This is a genomic window from Streptomyces sp. NPDC051364, from assembly GCF_040682115.1.
Classification (GTDB): Bacteria; Actinomycetota; Actinomycetes; order Streptomycetales; family Streptomycetaceae; genus Streptomyces.
The window spans coordinates 530,934-547,090 of record NZ_JBFBAH010000001.1; the positions used below are offsets into that span (position 1 = coordinate 530,934).

At 70.2% G+C, this 16,157-nt stretch carries 16 protein-coding genes; 4 read left to right on the top strand and 12 right to left on the bottom strand.

Features of this window, described 5'->3' with window-relative positions:
- Positions 1-58 precede the first annotated feature (58 nt).
- Genes AB0M76_RS02585 through AB0M76_RS02605 form a run of 5 tightly spaced genes read right to left on the bottom strand, consistent with a single transcriptional unit; the run spans position 59 to position 4,725 of the window.
- Positions 59-1,156, bottom strand: a complete 1,098-nt coding sequence (locus AB0M76_RS02585) for a glycosyltransferase family 4 protein (protein WP_365951148.1) — start codon at positions 1,154-1,156, stop codon at positions 59-61.
- The gene (locus AB0M76_RS02590; RefSeq protein WP_365951149.1) at positions 1,153-1,689 is read right to left on the bottom strand and encodes a deoxycytidine triphosphate deaminase; all 537 of its coding nucleotides are present in this window, start codon (positions 1,687-1,689) and stop codon (positions 1,153-1,155) included. The genes AB0M76_RS02585 and AB0M76_RS02590 overlap by 4 nt, the downstream gene beginning before the upstream one ends.
- On the bottom strand, positions 1,686-2,222 hold the full coding sequence (gene dcd, locus AB0M76_RS02595; RefSeq protein WP_365951150.1) for a dCTP deaminase: 537 nt from the start codon (positions 2,220-2,222) through the stop codon (positions 1,686-1,688). The genes AB0M76_RS02590 and dcd overlap by 4 nt, the downstream gene beginning before the upstream one ends.
- The gene (locus AB0M76_RS02600; protein ID WP_365951151.1) at positions 2,219-3,448 is read right to left on the bottom strand and encodes a metallophosphoesterase; all 1,230 of its coding nucleotides are present in this window, start codon (positions 3,446-3,448) and stop codon (positions 2,219-2,221) included. Before AB0M76_RS02600 ends, dcd begins: the two co-directional genes overlap by 4 nt.
- Positions 3,445-4,725, bottom strand: a complete 1,281-nt coding sequence (locus tag AB0M76_RS02605) for a UDP-N-acetylglucosamine 1-carboxyvinyltransferase (RefSeq protein WP_365951382.1) — start codon at positions 4,723-4,725, stop codon at positions 3,445-3,447. The genes AB0M76_RS02600 and AB0M76_RS02605 overlap by 4 nt, the downstream gene beginning before the upstream one ends.
- A 214-nt stretch (positions 4,726-4,939) precedes the next feature.
- Between AB0M76_RS02605 and AB0M76_RS02610 the strand changes: the two genes are divergently transcribed.
- Positions 4,940-6,217 carry a helix-turn-helix transcriptional regulator gene (locus AB0M76_RS02610; protein WP_365951152.1) on the top strand — a complete coding sequence of 426 codons (1,278 nt, stop codon included), beginning with the start codon at positions 4,940-4,942 and terminating at the stop codon, positions 6,215-6,217.
- Positions 6,214-6,768 (top strand): flavoprotein, encoded by a 555-nt coding sequence (locus tag AB0M76_RS02615; RefSeq protein WP_365951153.1) that lies wholly within the window; start codon positions 6,214-6,216, stop codon positions 6,766-6,768. The genes AB0M76_RS02610 and AB0M76_RS02615 overlap by 4 nt, the downstream gene beginning before the upstream one ends.
- 48 nt (positions 6,769-6,816) lie before the next feature.
- On the opposite strand, the gene AB0M76_RS02620 is transcribed toward AB0M76_RS02615, so the two are convergent.
- Together AB0M76_RS02620 and AB0M76_RS02625 are read right to left on the bottom strand one after the other, a co-directional pair.
- Positions 6,817-7,986, bottom strand: a complete 1,170-nt coding sequence (locus AB0M76_RS02620; RefSeq protein WP_365951154.1) for an XRE family transcriptional regulator — start codon at positions 7,984-7,986, stop codon at positions 6,817-6,819.
- Complete coding sequence (locus AB0M76_RS02625) at positions 7,973-8,767, bottom strand: hypothetical protein (protein WP_365951155.1); 795 nt, start codon at positions 8,765-8,767, stop codon at positions 7,973-7,975. The genes AB0M76_RS02620 and AB0M76_RS02625 overlap by 14 nt, the downstream gene beginning before the upstream one ends.
- Positions 8,768-9,028: 261 nt before the next feature.
- On the opposite strand from AB0M76_RS02625, the gene AB0M76_RS02630 reads away from it, so the two are divergent.
- Positions 9,029-9,466, top strand: a complete 438-nt coding sequence (locus AB0M76_RS02630) for an NUDIX domain-containing protein (RefSeq protein WP_365951156.1) — start codon at positions 9,029-9,031, stop codon at positions 9,464-9,466.
- Positions 9,467-9,542: 76 nt separating this feature from the next.
- Here AB0M76_RS02630 and AB0M76_RS02635 read toward each other — a convergent pair whose 3' ends face one another.
- The 5 genes from AB0M76_RS02635 to AB0M76_RS02655 form a co-directional block, all read right to left on the bottom strand.
- Positions 9,543-9,923, bottom strand: coding sequence for a hypothetical protein (locus AB0M76_RS02635; RefSeq protein ID WP_365951157.1), 381 nt, complete (start codon positions 9,921-9,923; stop codon positions 9,543-9,545).
- 356 nt (positions 9,924-10,279) lie between these two features.
- Positions 10,280-11,980 (bottom strand): relaxase/mobilization nuclease domain-containing protein, encoded by a 1,701-nt coding sequence (locus AB0M76_RS02640; RefSeq protein WP_365951158.1) that lies wholly within the window; start codon positions 11,978-11,980, stop codon positions 10,280-10,282.
- 14 nt (positions 11,981-11,994) lie between these two features.
- On the bottom strand, positions 11,995-12,267 hold the full coding sequence (locus AB0M76_RS02645; protein ID WP_365951159.1) for a mobilization protein: 273 nt from the start codon (positions 12,265-12,267) through the stop codon (positions 11,995-11,997).
- Positions 12,268-12,633: 366 nt separating this feature from the next.
- A complete protein-coding gene (locus AB0M76_RS02650) occupies positions 12,634-13,452 on the bottom strand; it encodes a DUF2637 domain-containing protein (RefSeq protein ID WP_365951160.1) in 819 nt (272 codons plus the stop codon).
- 325 nt (positions 13,453-13,777) lie between these two features.
- Positions 13,778-15,286 (bottom strand): DnaB-like helicase N-terminal domain-containing protein, encoded by a 1,509-nt coding sequence (locus tag AB0M76_RS02655; RefSeq protein WP_365951383.1) that lies wholly within the window; start codon positions 15,284-15,286, stop codon positions 13,778-13,780.
- Between the two features lie 308 nt (positions 15,287-15,594).
- Between AB0M76_RS02655 and AB0M76_RS02660 the strand changes: the two genes are divergently transcribed.
- Positions 15,595-16,086: a helix-turn-helix transcriptional regulator gene (locus AB0M76_RS02660; RefSeq protein WP_267751719.1), complete on the top strand. Its 492-nt coding sequence runs from the start codon at positions 15,595-15,597 to the stop codon at positions 16,084-16,086.
- The last annotated feature ends 71 nt before the right edge of the window (positions 16,087-16,157 follow it).

Sequence of the window (16,157 nt, forward strand, 5' to 3'; positions counted from 1 at the left end):
GTCCACTGGCCAGGTTAGTGACGCGGCCAGGGCAGTGCCCGCTGCGCCACAGGCGGGGTCAGGCGAGCCGTCGGCCGAGGTCGGAGATGGCTGCGACGGTGGTGCTGAGAGGGAAGCGGGCGGCGTTGGTGCGGCCGGATGCCCGGAGCATCTCCAGCAGGCCGGGGGTCGTGCGCAGGCGGTGGAGATCGTGGGCTGCGGTGGTGGCGTTGGTGAAGTCGGTTGCCAGGCCGCTGCCGGAGAGGGCTTCGCTGAGTCCGGGGACCGGTTGGTAGAGGACAGGGAGTCCGCAGGCCTGGGCTTCGAGCGCGACGAGCCCCATGGCCTCCAGGGTAGTGGAGGGCACGGCAAGGACGTCGTGGTCGGCGAAGACCTTCCAGAGCTGTTGCCGGCGGAACCAGCCGAGGTAGCGGACGTGGACGCCATGCTGGCGGATGACCGGCGTGAGGTCGTGGAACTGGGCGCGCGGGGCGGCGATGCTCAGCTCGACCGAGGGGGTGGCCGAGATGGCTTGCAGGAGGGGTTCGAGCCCCTTCTCGGAGCTCAGGCGCCCGGCGAAGAGCACTCGCAGATGGCTGGCGGGGCGCCGGGCGGGCCGGGGTGGTGGGCTGGTGAGGAGGTGGTCGGGGACGCCCCAGGGGATCTTCTCGATCTTGCGCCTGTCCGTCTTGGGAGTGAGCTTGAGGAGGCGGTCGGCCATGGCACCGGTGGGGACGACGATCGCGTCGGCTTCGGAGGCGGCCTCGCGCAGGACGCGGAGCTGGGTGCTGTGGTTCTCGGCATAAAGCAGGTCGGTTCCGTGGACGAACGCGATCCGCGGGTGGGCGGGCAGCGCCCGCAGGAGAGCGGGGGTGGCGCCGAAGGCGAGGTGGTGCAGGTGCAGGATGCCGATCTGACGCGGGTCGATGGCGGTCGCCATGGCGTGGCGCAGGTTCGTGATGTACCGGCTGAAGGCGGGTCCGCTGATGGACTTGCCCGAAGCGTGGAGGAGGTCGAGGCCGGCGGGCGTGCGGGGTTGGGGACCGTCGGGAGCGAGCATGAAGGCACGGGCGGGGATGGCGGGTTGTGCGCCGGTGTAGAGGTCGAGGAAGAGTTCGACGCTGCCGCCGGGGCTGGGGTACGGCAGGTCGAGGGCGGTGGCGACGAGGGCGTTCATCGACGGCCTCCGGGGTTCTCCTCGTAGAGGCGTGACGTCTCGATGCCCTCGCTGGTGCGGTACTTGAGGCCGTGTTGCTGGTAGCTGGCGGGGGAGCCGTGGGTGCGGAGGAAGACGAGCTTGCCGAAGGTCATGCCGGGCCGGACGCGTACGGGGCGGGTGGCTCGGATCTCCAGGGTCCAGCGGATCGCGTGGCCCTGGTGCCCGAGCGGCGCCGATACGTGGACCCAGATGCCGAGGGAGCCGGTGGTCCGGTCGCCGTTGAGGAGCTGGGCATAGGTCTCGGAGCCTGTGCGCTCCAGGGTGTGGCCGAGGTAGAGGTGGCCAGGCTCCAGGACGTATCCGTCGTCAGGGAGGGCGAGCTCGCGGAAGGCGGTGGGAGCGGCGGCGTCGAGGTCCCCCTCGCAGACGCGGAGGGTGCTTCCCAGCCGCCAGTCGTACGCGTTGGGGGAGAGGCGCCTCGGGTCGTACGGGTCGATGGTGATGCGGCCCGCCTCGCGGGCGGCGGCGATGGCCGGTCCGGTCAGGATCACGACGCCGCCTCCGACGCGTCGAGGTCGCGCCAGTAGGCGGAGGACTGGGGACCGGAGGCCGCCTGGTACTTGCCCGCGTACAGGTCCACCGCGCCTTCGGAGACGAAGAACATGATCTGCCCGATCTTCATCCCGGCGTAGACGCGCACGGGGCGGGTTGGGGTGAGCATCAGCGTCCATTGGCCGTGGAAGCCGATGTCACCGATGGGTGCGGTGATCTCTACGAAGAGGCCGAGGCGGCCGACGGAGGACCGGCCGAACAGCAACGGGACGAAGCAGTCGGAGCCCACCTCCTCCTGGGTGTGCCCCAGGTACAGCTCGCCGGGCTGCAGCGTGTACCCGTCGTCACCGATCTGGATGCGGCGCGTGGGATTGGGGCGATGGGAGTCCAGGACCTCCTCCGTGTAGGTGAGAAGGACCGGTCCGAGGCGGACGTTGTAGCTGTTCGGGTTGACCTGGGTGGGCAGGAACGGATTGATGCGCAACCGCCCGTCCTGTGACGCGGACGTGATCTCGGGGCCGGTCAGGATCACTGGTCGTCTCCGTTCGTCAGCATGCTCCGGATCGCCGAGCCGAGGCCGAGGCCGGCGGGGTGGGTGCGGCCGTCGAGGCAGCTGTCGGCCAGGTAGTCGGTGGTCAGCACGCTCGTCATCCCGGCCGGAAGGGGGTTGGGCGAGGTGACGAGTGAGCCGACCCGTTCGGCGAGGTGCGCGACGAGGGCCTCGGGATCGTGGCGGTGGGCCGGCGCGACGCGGGCCTCGACCAGGGTGTTCGCGAACGGCTCGATGGCCAGCAGGTCACCCGTGGTCAGGACCTCGCCCAGCAGTGTCGTGCGAACGGTGGTCTCGTTCAGGACGACCGCCTCCCTGGCCAGTCCGCTGTGGAGCCGGTCGGCGACGGCCTGGAGGAGGGCCCGGCGGTCGAGCTGGTGGTTCCGGTAGGGCTTCGCGATCCGTCCGAGGGGTTCTGCCAGCTGGGCCTCGACCGTGGCCATGCGGTCCCGCAAGGAGGCCAGCTCGAGCGGCAGGTCCGGTGCTACGGCCTCGGCGGAGTCTGGGAACAGGGCCGTACGTCCGACCCAGCCGACGGAACCGGGCGCCGCGATGGCGTAGCCGACGGCGAGTTCGCGGCCCTTGAGGACGACGGTGTTGCCGACGCGGGCAGGGCCCGTGTGCCGGCTGTGGCAGTGGCCCGCGAAGATCGCGTCCAGGAAGGGGCAGGATTCGGCGAGCTTGAGGTCTTCCTCGAAACCGGAGTGGCTGAGGAGCACCCAGGAGTCGACCTCGTGGTGGTGCGCGAGCATCAGTTCGCGCAGCGCTTGCATCGGGTCGGTTGCCCGGTGTCCGGACCGCTGGCCGACGGGGATCGAGTCGAACGCCTGGAGACCGATCACCCCGGTGACGGCCGTACGCCGACCTGCGACCTCCACGATGCGCAGGCGCTGGAAGAGGGAGTTGCCGCTCGCAGTGTCGACCGTGTTCGCGCACACGGTCCGCCGGTGGAGCACCGGCTCGAAGTAGTGCGGCCAGCCGTGGTTCCCTGGCGCGATGACGTCGTACAGGCCGAGCAGGATCTCCCGTTCCAGGGCGCCCTGGCCAAGCCGGTAGTAGCCGGTGCCCTCGAAGAAGTCACCGCAGTCGACCAGGAGATTGTCTGCTCGCGACTGGTGAAGGTGGCCGAGCAGCAGGTCGCCCGCGCCGAGGGCGGAGTGGACGTCGGTGGTGGCCATGATCTGGCGCACCGAACGGCTCGCGGTCATGGGGTGACCTCGCAGATGTCGGCGCCGAGGTGGAGGAGCTTGCCGGGCAGGTCGGCGTGGCCTCGGCGGAGCTGGTCGACGCCGCCGAGGGTGGTGATCCCGCGGGCGGTCAGAGCGGCGACCATCAGGGCGGATCCGGTGCGGATGTCCGTGGCCTCGACACCGGCGCCGGTCAGGCGCTGCGGCCCGGTCAGCCGGCACTCGGTGGGCGAGATCTCCTCGATCTTGGCGCCGAGCCTGGCCAGCTGCGGAAGCAGGTTGCCGTGTCGGCCCGGGTTGATCGAGTCGGCGAACAGGTGTGTGCCGGGCTGGCTCAGGGCGAGGGCCATCAGCGGGGGCTCGAAGTCCGCGTCCAGGCCGCCCGGCGACAGGGTGGCGATGGCCCGCAAGGGCTGACCTGTCGGCCGGGCGTTTCCGCCGTCAACGAGGAGGGCCTCCCCTCGGACTGAGGTGGGGATGCCCAGACGCTGGATCGCGGCCTGCAACGGCACGAGGTCGCGCCCGCGGATGCCCTCGATCCGCGCGTTGCCCCCGGTGGCGGCCACGGCACAGGCCAGGGTCCCCGCCTCGATCTTGTCGCCCGGTACGCGCCAGGCGGGGAGCTCGGCGGGGATCGCTGCTGCCCTGAAGTCGAGGACCTGCTCACTGACCCGGGCCTCCCAACCCGCCGACCCCAGGGCGTCCAACACAGCGAGGACTTCCGGCGACAGGTTCGGCAGACCCAGGCGCAAGGACCGGCCGGCGACGACCGCACGGAGCACGGCGGCGATCGTCGCGCCGCGCGACCGGAAGGGCAGCGCGAGGGAGACCACGCCGGTACGCCGTTCACCGGCCTCGACGATGTAACCGGCGTCCTGGACGGTCACGTGGTCACCGAACGCCTCGTACACCTTGAAGTGCAGCTCCATCCCACGCTCCCCGATCCGGCAGCCACCGGGCCAGGGCAGCCGGGCGCTGCCCTGTAAGGCGAGAAGGGCGGGCACCAGGTAGTAGGAGGCCCGGATACCCGCGGCACGGCCCAGATCGGGAGTAGTGGGTGCGGTCTCCGGTGCCATGACCAGCAGGCTGCCCTGCTGCCCGACGGCCTGAGCGACATGCCAGCCGGCCCCCTGGAGCAGTGCCAGCATGGACTGGACGTCGGCGCTGGCCGGGACGTTGTCCAGCTGAACCGTCCGTCGCACGGCCGCCGCTGCGGCCAGCATCGGCAGGGCGGCGTTCTTGGAACCGTCGACGCTGACGGAGCCGGACAGAGGGCTCCCAGGGCGTACGGCGATCACCTCAGGGTTCGATGTAGAGGCTTGGGTGAGTGCCACGATCAACTCCTCCTGGAGGGGTGCGGTTCCACCAGGCAACCGGTTCGTGGACGGGCTCCGCGATGTCCTGTGCGGGCGCTGCATCGCTTATGCAGGTTGTGCATGGCGGGCAAGTTCCCTGCCGCTAGGCTCGGTTGAGCAGGCAGGATCGGTCTCGGCAGAAGGGGCCGTGGCGCAGATGGCCGACACACAGGGCGAGGCACACCGCATCGGTGAGCTGCTCCGCCAAGCGCGGGTCTTACGGGGCCGCTCACAAGCGGACGTGGCCGCCGATCTGGGCTACCACCAGTCGAAGATCAGCCGCCTGGAGGGCGGGCGTGGAACCGAGGACATCCGAGTCCTCCGTGAAGTCGCCCGCGTCCTGCGGATCCCGCCGGCCCACCTCGGGCTGGCGGAGACCGCCCTGGAAGCCGAGCCCGACGATCCGGAGACCGAGGACATGCTGCGCCGCCGTACCCTGCTTGCCGCCAGTGTCACCATGCTCGCTACCCCCGTACCCGCGGTGGCGGCGCATCCGGCCCTGGTCCAGGCTCTGCTTCCCGGCGTGCTGCCGGCTTCGACGACCGAGTCACCCTCCGCGGAGCAGCTTCGGCAGCGAGCCATGAACGTGCGGCGGCTTCTGACCACATGCGACTACGCGGAGCTGGAGCGAACGCTTCCCGGCCTGATCACGGATCTGCGCCACGCGGCCCGCAGTTCAGGGCAGCCGGAGGAGGTGTCCCGCTTCCTGGCCACCGCCTACCAGACCTCGGCCAGCCTCTTCCTCAAGCGGGGAGACGCGGGTACGGCGTGGCTCGCCGTCGGCCGGGCCATGGCCGAAGCGGAGCGCTTCGGTGACCCGCTCGTCCTCGCCGCCAGCGTTCGGCTTCAGGCGCACGTCCTGGTGCGTGAGCAGCACGCCCGTCAGGCGGTCACGCTGATCCAGCACACCGCTTCCCAGCTCACCGGCTCGTACGACCGCCGCTCTCCGCACCATCTCGCCGTCCTCGGCCTGCTCCTGCTTCGCGGAGTCACGGCCGCGAGCCGCGCCGGCGACCGAGCCGCGACCAGCGAGTTCGTCGCCGAAGCGAAAGAGGTCGCGCAGTACATCGCTCTGGACCAGCCCGACGTCTGGGCCAACTTCAGCCCGACCAACGTCACGCTGCACCAGATCAGCGCCGCCGTGTCCTTCGGTGACGCCGGCATCGCCCTCGACGCCGCCCGCCCGCTCATGCGCCGCCACATCCCGGTCCCCGAGCGCCGAGCCGCCCTTTGGATCGAGACAGCCCGGGCCTACGCCCAGCAGGGTCGTCTCGCCGACGGCTATCAGGCCCTGCGGATCGCCGAGACCTGCGCCGCCCAGGACGTGCGCCGTCCTGCCGTCCGCGAACTGGTCGCCGACATGGCCGCCCGGGACCGCCGTCGTACGCTGCCAGAGCTCCACCACTTCAGCCGCCGACTGGGAGTACCCGCGTGACCGAGCCGCAGCGCAAGCCCTTCCTGTACGTCGTCGTGTGCGCGGCCGGGGTGGCTGACGATGTCGGCAGACTGATCAGCGCCGCACGGGAGCGGGGCTGGGACGTGGGTGTGGTCGCGACACCCCAGGGGCTCACCTTCCTGGACGCCGCGGCTGTCGAGGCCCAGACCGGGTACCCGATCCGCTCGGCGTGGCGCTCACCTGGCGAGGCAAGGCCGTTCCCGCCGGCCGACGCCATTGCCGTCGCACCGGCCACCTTCAACACGGTCAATAAGTGGGCGGCCGGTTTCGCGGACAACCTCGCCCTCGGCATCCTGTGCGAGGCCACCGGCATGGGAGTCCCGACCGTGGTCCTTCCGTACGTGAACAGCGCCCTCGCCGCTCACCGGGCGTACCAGAGAAGCCTGGCCGAGCTCCGCGAGATGGGCGTTCTGGTCAGCAGCTACCAGCCTCACCCTCCCAAGTCGGGCGGAGGCGCCGACCGCTTCCCCTGGCTGGAGGCGGTCGAACTCCTGGCCCCAGCAATCCGTACCGGGGCCGAACGTCCTTGAGGTACGGCGCAGGCGGGGTGGACCGCGCCGAGGCTACGAGGCTTCGCGCTACTGGACGAGGTGGAGTACCGGCCGTTGCTCCTGGACGCCGAGTAGATCTCGAACGCGCTTGTTCGTCCAGGCCAGTTCATGTGCCAGCTCGGACACCGAGAGATTCGTTTCCTTGGCCGCCAGGTCGAAGGCCTGACCAAGCAGCGAAGGTTGCTCACCGGAGAAGTTCGAGACTGATTCCGGCGTGAAGCCGGGCTGGCCGTCGAGCGCGCGCAGGCGCTGGTACGTCCTGCTGGCGGTGGCGTCGGAAATCAGTCCCAGCTCACGGCATCGGTAGACGAGCGACTGGAGGGAGACCCCCCAGACACCTCGCAGCTCAGCCAGCCGGGCGATATCCATCCGCCTGGGCAGCAGGGGCAGGATGCTGGAATGGGGCGTTAGGAACTCGGCCGCGAAGGCATCGGCCTCCTTCTCCTGGCGGCTGTCACCGGTGGCGTCGCTGTGAAGGACGAGGTGGCCCAGTTCGTGGGCGGCGGTGAACCGGTGGCGGTAGATGTCGTCCGCCCGATTGGCGGTCAGGACGACGAGCGGCCGCGCGGCCCGAGTGGAGAACGCGTCCACGCTTGCAGCGGAAGGATCACTGGCAGGCGGCATCACCACCACGATCCCGTGGAACTCCATCCGCCTCACGAGGTGCGTGACAGGGCCGTCGCCGAGACCCCAGCGCTTGCGGAGCTCGCGGGCGGCGGACGCGGGATCGGTGGACAGCTCCTCGCCGGGGTGGACCTCCCCGCCTGCGAAGCCGGGCAGATCCACGAGGGGCAACTGGATCCGCTGTTCAAGCGCGTAGGTGAGCTCCCAGACCTGCTCGGCGAAGGCGAGAGCGCGCTCTCGCTGGGACTTCGGCGTACTGCGCAGGCTTCGGAAGTGCGCCATGGAGGCGTCGAGCCGATTGGCCGGCCTTCCCAACAGGAAGAACGTCACCGGAACTCCGAGGATCTCCGCGAGACGGGGAATCAAGTCAGGCCGTGGCTTGGAGACCCCCGTCTCGTACTGACCCACCGCGGCAGGTGTCACTCCGAGCTGCGCCGCCACGTCCTTCTTCGTCATCTCCGCCAGCCGACGGGCTTGCGTCAGCCGGGTGGGATCGAAGCCGTCGGAGATGGCACGCGGCGTGGCGCCTCGTTCTTCCGTACCGGGAATCAGGTCTTGCTTAGTGAGTCGCATCGTCTTCGCTGGTCTGGTCCTCGACGGGTTCTGCCTCGGTCTGAGCGGGCACGTGCAGGGCCCGGTCCGAGGCGGTTCGAGAGGACAGCGTAAGGGTGGGTTCGGTTCCGTCGGCGAAGCTGGTGTGCGCCGTGATCTGGCCCGGGATGATGACCGGCCGCGACGTGTACGAGGTGACCGCCTGCGGCAGGTGGAGCGCCTCGGGATCCGTGGTCCACTCCAGCTGCTGGTTCATCCCGAGAGCGGCGATGCCCCAGTACGCCTCCAGCAGTTCGGAGGCGTTGCAGGCGAAGGGCACCAGGATCAGCTGGGTGTCCGGCGGGATCGTGGCCAGGGCGCCACGCGGTTCAGCGACCGTGACAGCCGCCCCGAAGTCGAGGTCGAACGGGTCCTGGGTGTGCTTCGGCGTCGGCGCGAAGGTGAAGAGTTCCTTCACCAGCTGCGTCTCGTTGGGGATGCGCGCGCTGCGTACGTCGGACTTGGTCTTGGCGTACCGGAACGGGTAGATCAGTCCGTTGCCGATGAGCATCAGCTCGTAGGGGAACCCGAAGGGCTGGACCGCACGGGCGCCCGGCAGGTCCTTGAGTTCGTCCTGCAGCCGCTCGTACTGGTTCTCGTACCGGCTGGTGCCGTAGGCGCGAGTGGTGCGAGCTGCGCCTTGTTCCTGTGCGGCCTGTGCGTTGGCCTGCATGTTGCGAAGGCCCTGTCCGACGCCGAGGCGTACAGCTGCGGCCTGATCGCCGAACACGTCGGTCGCCCACGGCGACGGAGGCACACTCATGCGGACGACTCCTAGGGTCGGACTACGCATCGAAGCATTCCAGTGCGGCCCTGACTTTAGTTGATGTCGAACTTCTTGCACAACTGCTTCTGTGTTCGGCGTGTCAGACCTCAGTGGCCCGTCGCCGGGCGAGCTCTACTGCATCGGCACGTGGCGGCCCCCCCCGCATCGTTGAACGTCGTTCATCACTGGGCATCTGTCCACGTCGACGGCGGCTGGCTGCTGCACTGAGACCGTCAACAAGTGAGGAGACAGAGCGAAATGATCGAACGAGTCCGAGCCGTCCTCGTCACCGCGGACGACACGATGCTGGTCATCCGCCGGACCAAGCCCGGAATCCCCGTGTACTGGGTGCTGCCCGGCGGCGGGGTCGAGGAGAGCGACGCGTCCCGGGAGGCCGCGCTCCACCGGGAGATCCACGAGGAGATCGCGGGGAAGGCCGACATCGTCCGCCTCCTGCACACGATGGAGTCCGACGAAGAGCGTCAGCTCTTCTACCTCGCCCGCATCGCTACGTGGTCCTTCGAGGACCGCACCGGTCCCGAGTTCAGCGCAGAGGGCCGTGGCGAGTACGCGCTGGAAGAGATCCCGCTGACCGCGGAGGGGCTCGACGGCATCGACCTCAAGCCCGAGGAGATCGCCCACGTTCTGCGGGGCGCTATCGGCGCCGGCATGCTCGGGGCTGGGGTCGTGGTCTAGCGGTACGACATGCGGACATGCGGACATGCCACCGGGGCCAACGCGGAATCGCGTTGGCCCCGGTGGGCGGTGTTGGTCAGAAGGTGTACGCGGTGAAGCGGCGAGGCGGCTCGATCATGCGGCCAAGCAGCTGGTCCAACTGGGCCCTTTCGGCCTCGGTCATGAGCTCGACGGCATTGCCGAGGGTCTTGGTGCTGAGCTGGTCCATGAACGGTGCGAGGAACTGCTGGAGGGCCTCCGGAGCCTGCTCCTTCGTCCGCAGGTACTCCATGTAGCGGGTGTGCTGTGCAGCGAAGTCTTCGAACTCCGCGCGGGTGCCATTCAGGGCGGTGGCCTGTTCCTCCTTGGTGAAGGGGCGGCCGTCTATGTGGGACCAGGTGTTGGCGTCCCGCCGGAATTTGAAGTCGGAGTCGCAGAGCAGGGCGACGACGGCGGGTCGAATTTCGGTTTCGGGCATGCGAGTGCTCCTCGAAGGTGTGCGGGAAGGGCGATATTTCAAGTGTCTGGAGATTCCCCGGTTTGGCTGACCGGGGATCGTCGGCTATGTTGCGCCGCGCGCTCCGGTCAGCGGTGGCGGAACACGTGTGGCCTGGGCGATCGGGTGCTCTGCACCGACGGGCCAGGCGGGAGCGGCGGGGCGGTCCTGGATGCTCGTGACGCACATCGAGCGCGATGGTTCCGGTACGGGATTCGGGTTGGGCATGCGGGGATTCCTTGCGGGGCGATTAGTGGTGACACCTTCAATGCTCCGGAGGATCACGGAATTCGATAATCCCGGATCGTCGGATATAAGGGGCGCCACGATTGGCCGGCTCAGCGGCGGCGGGCGTTGTCGCCGGCGGCCTTGATGGCCGTCTGCGTGGTGGACGGCGGCGCGGGGACCTTGTGGGCGCGAACGGCCTGGGGGCGTGCGGCCGCGGGGTCGGCGGGGAGCTGCGCGAGGCGTCGGAGCCGCCAGACGAGGACGTCGCTGATGGACGTGGCGCTGCCCAACTCCCTGCGTTGGGTCGCTTCGGTGAGCAGGTCGACGGGGCTGTGGCCGGCGGCCTGGGCGTCGGCGAGGGTGGCGGCTAGGGCCGGCCAGCCGGGCTCGGCCAGGATCTGTTCCGCCAGGTCTGGGATCGCGTGGCGCAGGGCCGCTGTGTGCTGGCGCTGCAGGGGCTGGGCTATGTGGCGTCCGCGCTGCTGGAGGACGGCCATGGGCTGGGCTGCGGCTGTCCGGTAGGCGGCGCGGAGGTGTTCGGCTGCCTGGAGGGCGGCGACAGCCTGCTGGGCGTGGTTCTTCCTGGCGTGCCAGTTAGCGGCGGCGGTGGCGAGGAAGAACGCCATGTCGATAAGCATCGCGGCTGTGGCGCCGTCTTCGCCTCGGCCCAGGGCCGGACCGCCGTGGATCAGGTTGCGGGCGGCTTGGCGCAGGGCACGGTCGTGGCCGCGTTCGGCGCGTACGTGGGAGCGGGCCGCCCGCTCGAACGCCGTGGCCGCTTGCCTCAGCTGGTGGCGGGTGCGTGCGGGGGAGGTCTCCACGAGGGCGTCGAGGACCTCGCTGGCGGCGGCTATCTGGGCGGCCGCGGTCCCGTCGTCGCCGTGGTCGATGAGCAGGACGGCCTGCCAGACGGCTCCGGTGGCGTGGCGGCGCGCGGCTGCGGGACGGCTGGCCTGGGCGGGAGTCGGCTGGGTCGGTGAGCCTGTCCAGCGTTCGCGGATGCGGGGCAGGGAGAGGTCGGGGGCCAGCTTCGACCCGGAGTAGTAGACGGGCGCCCCTTCCTTGTTGCGGTCTCCGGGCAGGGCGACGGTGTAGCCGAGGGTGTCGCCGGAGGGGGCGGGCCGGCGGCGGACTAGGAGGCCGGCGGAGGCGAGGCGGTCGAAGAACTCCGTCTCCGAGGCGGTGCCCGCCGCAGCCTGGCGGACGCTCTCGCGCAGTTCCTCGCGAGCGGTGCGGTCCCGGCCTCGGCTCTGGGCTTTGTGGCGTTCCGCGCTGGTGGGGCGCTTGGCGGCGGTGCCGTCTCCGGGTGCCACGCGGTACAGGTCGTAGTCGGCCTCGATGCGGCGGCATTCGGCCTGGGCGCGCTGACCGGAGCGGTGGTGGTCGGGCTTGCGCCCGTCCTCGCGGACGAGCGTGGCGATGAGGTGGATGTGGTCGTCGGCGTGGCGAACGGCGGCCCAGCGGCAGCCCGCCCCGTCGCCGGGGTCGATGCCGGTGGCGGCGATGACACGGCGGGCGATGTCCGCCCACTCGTCGTCCGTGAGCGTCCGGTCGCCGGGGGCGGAGCGTACGGAGGCGTGCCAGACGTGCTTGTCCGGGCGGCTGCCCGCGGGCAGGAGGTGGAGCGGTTCGTCGAGGAGCTGTTGGAGGTCTTCCTCGGTGGCGCCGGGGTCGCGGCCGGGGTCGGGGGCGAGGCCGTCGAAGGAGGCGACCAGGTGCGGGTCGACGTGCTCTTCACTGCGGCCGGCGCCGAAGAGGTAGGCGAGCAGACCAGCGGTGCTGGTGCCCTGCTTCTGGATGGAGGGGATCAAGCGGCTTGGGTTCCTTAGTCGGGGTTCGTCATGCGGGCGGTGACCTGGCGGACGCCATCGGCGGCGCGGTGGACGGCGGCGATGGTCGCGTCGAGGTCTTCGGGGGCGAGCCCCAGGTGCAGAGCGCGGGTCGCCTGGTTGAGGTTGTTGTTGGCGTGGCCGAGCTGGCGCCGGAGTGCGAAAAGCGCGGTGAGGACGTCCTGCTCGGTGGCGATGGCGGCGGCCGTTCGTTGTTGATCACGGGCTGCCGCGAGACCCGAGTGGGCGAGGAACCCGGCGACGCTCATGCCGACGGCCTTGGCGCCGGCGGCGATGCGTAGGTACTCGGGTTCGCTCAGGCGGACGCTGCGTGCGGAGCGCTGCGTGTCAGCGCGGATACGGGGCTTGCCCCGGTGCCCGTCAGGCCGCGGTCCGCCCTCGGTAGCAGCCTCCCCGTCCCGCGCCCCCTGGCGCGGGACGGAGTCCGCCACCCCCGGGGCGGGCTTCGGTTCGGACGCATCCCCGACGGGGGAGTGTCCGAACCTCCAACTTGCTCCGCCTGAAGCTGCGATGGTCTCTTCCGGATTGAGGGGCGAAGGGTCTTGCTGGTCATGCATGTGGTGCTCCTGCGTGGGGTGAGTCGGTACGGGGGTGGGGTGCCGTGATGCGGCTGATCAGGACGGTGTCTCGCTGGTCCCGTCGAGTTCGGCCTGCAGAAGGAGCTGGGCGTCCTGTGCTCGGACCCGGCTGATGGAGAATCCCTTGGCCCGGACGGCTGCCTCGATATGGCGGCGGGAGATTCGGCCTTTCGGGCCGAGCTTGGCCGTGCGGCCGATGTCGAGAACCTCCTCCATCGAAGCTTTGGGGAGCCGGCTGTCGGCCCGCTTGGCCGGCTTCGTGGGCGACGCCACCTTCTCGGTGCCTATCGCCACTTCGTCGGCGGGCGCCGCGCTCACGGCAGGCCGCCGGGCGAGCTGGTCCGGAGGGGGTTCGGCTACGAGCGGCTCCGGCGCGGGCGTGGCGCTTCGATCCGTCTGGGCGTCGTTGTGGTTGTCCACAGTCTCTGGGCCTGCCCAACGAGGCTCCTGGGCCTCCGCCACCGTGGCGTTCGTGAACGTGGCGGGCGTGGCGACGAGGCGGTGTATCTGCCGCATCAGCACCCCGAAGGCCAGCAGTGCCGCAGTCGGCGGGACCGCGGCGAGCACGTAGTCGAGGACGGGGACCGGGGCGTCCCCGGTGCCGCTGACCCCGGCCACGTTGAGCACGATGGACCCGACCGAGCCGGTGGCGGTCAGCGCGATGGCCCACCCGTCCGGCTCCCGGCGGAGCCCGGCGTGCAGCATCAGGAGTTCGCCGATGACGACGAAGGCGTCCAGAGTCGCCGGCCACGCCCACTGGCGGATGGGGGAGGCGGCCAGGCCGTGGGCTCCGGCCACCTCGGCCAGGTGCGCGTACGAGAGCCAGAACCCGGCGGCGGTCAGGACGATGATCACGGCGCCGGCGGCGACGAGGACGTAGCGCCCGGCTGCCTCCGCAGCGGTGGGTCGGGGTATGGGGTTGGTGTGCAGAGGGGTGCTCCTGATGGGGGTTGGAGGGGGCGATCACGGCGTTCACGGAGGGGGCGTACACGCGAGCCCCCTTCTAAAGGGGGGGCTCGCGCGTGAACGCTCCGGCACGTGTACGGCGTGTACGGGTGCGTGACCGCCTGACCTGCGGTTTTCTGTGATGCGTGTACGCCTGCGGGGTAGCGTGGTTGGGGCTGTGCCCCGAGGGCGCGTGTACGCCCCCGTGTACGGGACGCGCGCCCGGACGGCGGCCTTAGGAGACGGCGCCGATGTGGCGGACGGAGGTCCGGTAGCGGGCCTGCTGGCCGCCCCCGTTGCCGCCTGCCGCGCCCTCGGCCTTGGCCGCCAGGCCGTTCTTCACGAGGCGGTCGAGGATCCGCCTGGCCTTCTCGGTGGCGGCGCGGTCCGGGTTGTTCTCGCCGCTCTGGATGACGGCGAGTTCGCGGACGGTCAGCCCGTCGGGACGCTTGCGGAGCATCTCGGCGGGATCCAGAGCGGGGTCGACCTGGGAGGTGCCGCGCTCGTGGTCGTGGATCACCTGGAGGGGGCCGATCTCGCCCGTGGAGCACTTGACCTGGTGGATGGTGACGGCGAGGTCGCCGGCCTCTCCGGACACGAACAGGACGGTGCCCGCGCCGGAGGTCAGCCAGGTGGAGCCGTAGACGCGGTCCAGCGACGGCCGCTGGGCGCGCGGCATGCCCTCGCTGCCCTTGCGTTGGTGGTGGAGCTCCATGACCTCGACGCCGTTGCGTATGGCCCGCTGGCGGGCGTTGTTGTACGCGACCGCGAGGGCGTCGTCGACCAGGGTGCTCATCGCGTCCTTCAGGCTGTCGATCACGATGGTGTCGGCCTGGTGGGCGGCGGCGAGGTCGGCGAGGAGGTCGGGCTCCTTGTCCAGAGTCGCGGGCAGCGGGCCCTGCCAGACGGCGAGCCCGTCCCGCATGCGGGACTCGTGCTCAGGCCCGATCCGGCGGGCCATCGCGTGCGCGATCTGCTTGGGCCGGTCCATCGCCAGGTACAGCACGCGCTTGCCTGGGGCGACCGGCATGTCGAGGACACTGTCGGCCAGGCCGAGGCGGGCGAAGATCAGCTGATGCGCGAGCGTCGTCTTCCCGACGCCCGGAGCTCCGACGATCATCAGACTCTCGCCGGAGGCCCAGGCCGTCTGCTCCCGGGTTCCCCACAGCGGTTCCTTGTCGGCGCCGGTCTCGGTGATGAACCGCCATCCGTCGGTGATGTAGCGCGACAGCCGCCCCTGACCGGAGGCCAGGGCCCGCTCGCGCTCGGCCCGGACCTCGGACTCGACCTCGCTGCGGATGGCGTCGGGGTCGGCGCCCGGCTCCATCGCGCGCTGCACCGTGCGGATGCCGGAGGCGAGCAGGCGACGTAGGTCGGCCTTCTGGCGGACGATGCCGGCGTAGTGGAGCGCACCGTCGACCGATGGTGTGGCGCCGTACAGCTGGTGCATGTAGACCTTGCCGCCGACCCGGTTCAGGTCACCCTGTTCCTGGAGTCGGTTGCCGAGGACGATGGGGTCCGTCGGCAGGTCTTCGCTGCGCAGGGAGAGGATGGTGCGCCAGACCGTCTCGTGGGCCGGGCGATAGAAGTCGGGCCCGTCGAGCAGGTTGCGGACGGCGTCGATGACGTCGACGCCGTGCATGCAGGCGCCCAGGACGGCCGCCTCCGCGTCCGCGTCGTACGGCGGCACGGCGGTCATGTCCATCGCGGCGAGGTGTGGCGGGTTCGGCAGGGGGTCGTCCATACTGGACAAGAAGCTCCTCTACGTGCGGGCCACATGGGACGGCAATCCCGGCCTCGCAGGTCAGTCGTTCAGGGATGGGCGGCGTGAGGTTTGCGCTTTGGGCCCCTCGGTGTTGGACCACCGGGGGGCTTTTTGCATGTCTGGGTACGGGGTCGCGGACTCCAGGGGATCGCTGCGGTCTTCTGGGGATGATCGAACCGTACCACACATTATGCGGTTGGCAGAGGTCTATGCGAACTGCAGAAGATGATGTATGGTTTTGGCATGCCGCAAAACCGTGGCCGCCACAGCAACAGAGGGGAGGGGTGATGCCGGAGGACGAGAGCGACGCCCCCGAGGGGGTGCTGCTCAGCGGCGAGGAGAACGCCGCCGTGCGGATCAAGCTGGAGCGGGAGAAGCGCGGTTGGAGCACCACCGCGCTGTCCGACCTGCTCAACGAGGCGGGCTTCGACATGAACCCGTCCGCGGTCTGGCGCATCGAGAACCGCAAGCGCCGGATCAACCTCGACGAGGCCATCGGCTTCGCCGAGATCTTCGGCGTCCCGCTCAGCAACTTCGTCGGGCCGCCGAGCCTGGCAGCCATGGGCCGCGCCATGGAGCTCATCGACAACGTGGTCGCCGCCTACCGGGCCTCCGCGCGCGCCGGCTTCGAGGCCACCAAGGCCCGGGACGAGCTCGACGCCTACCTGGCCGACCACCCGGAGATCCGCACCGAGGCCGACGTGATGGTCTCCAACGCCATCGCCGCCGAGGTGATGAAGATCAACGAGGAGCGGTACGGGCAGCCCCCCAAGGCGTAGCCGTACTTCTCCACCCCGCTGCCCTGGGCCCGCAAACCCCCAGGTGGCAGCCGTACCGCCCATCCCATCCC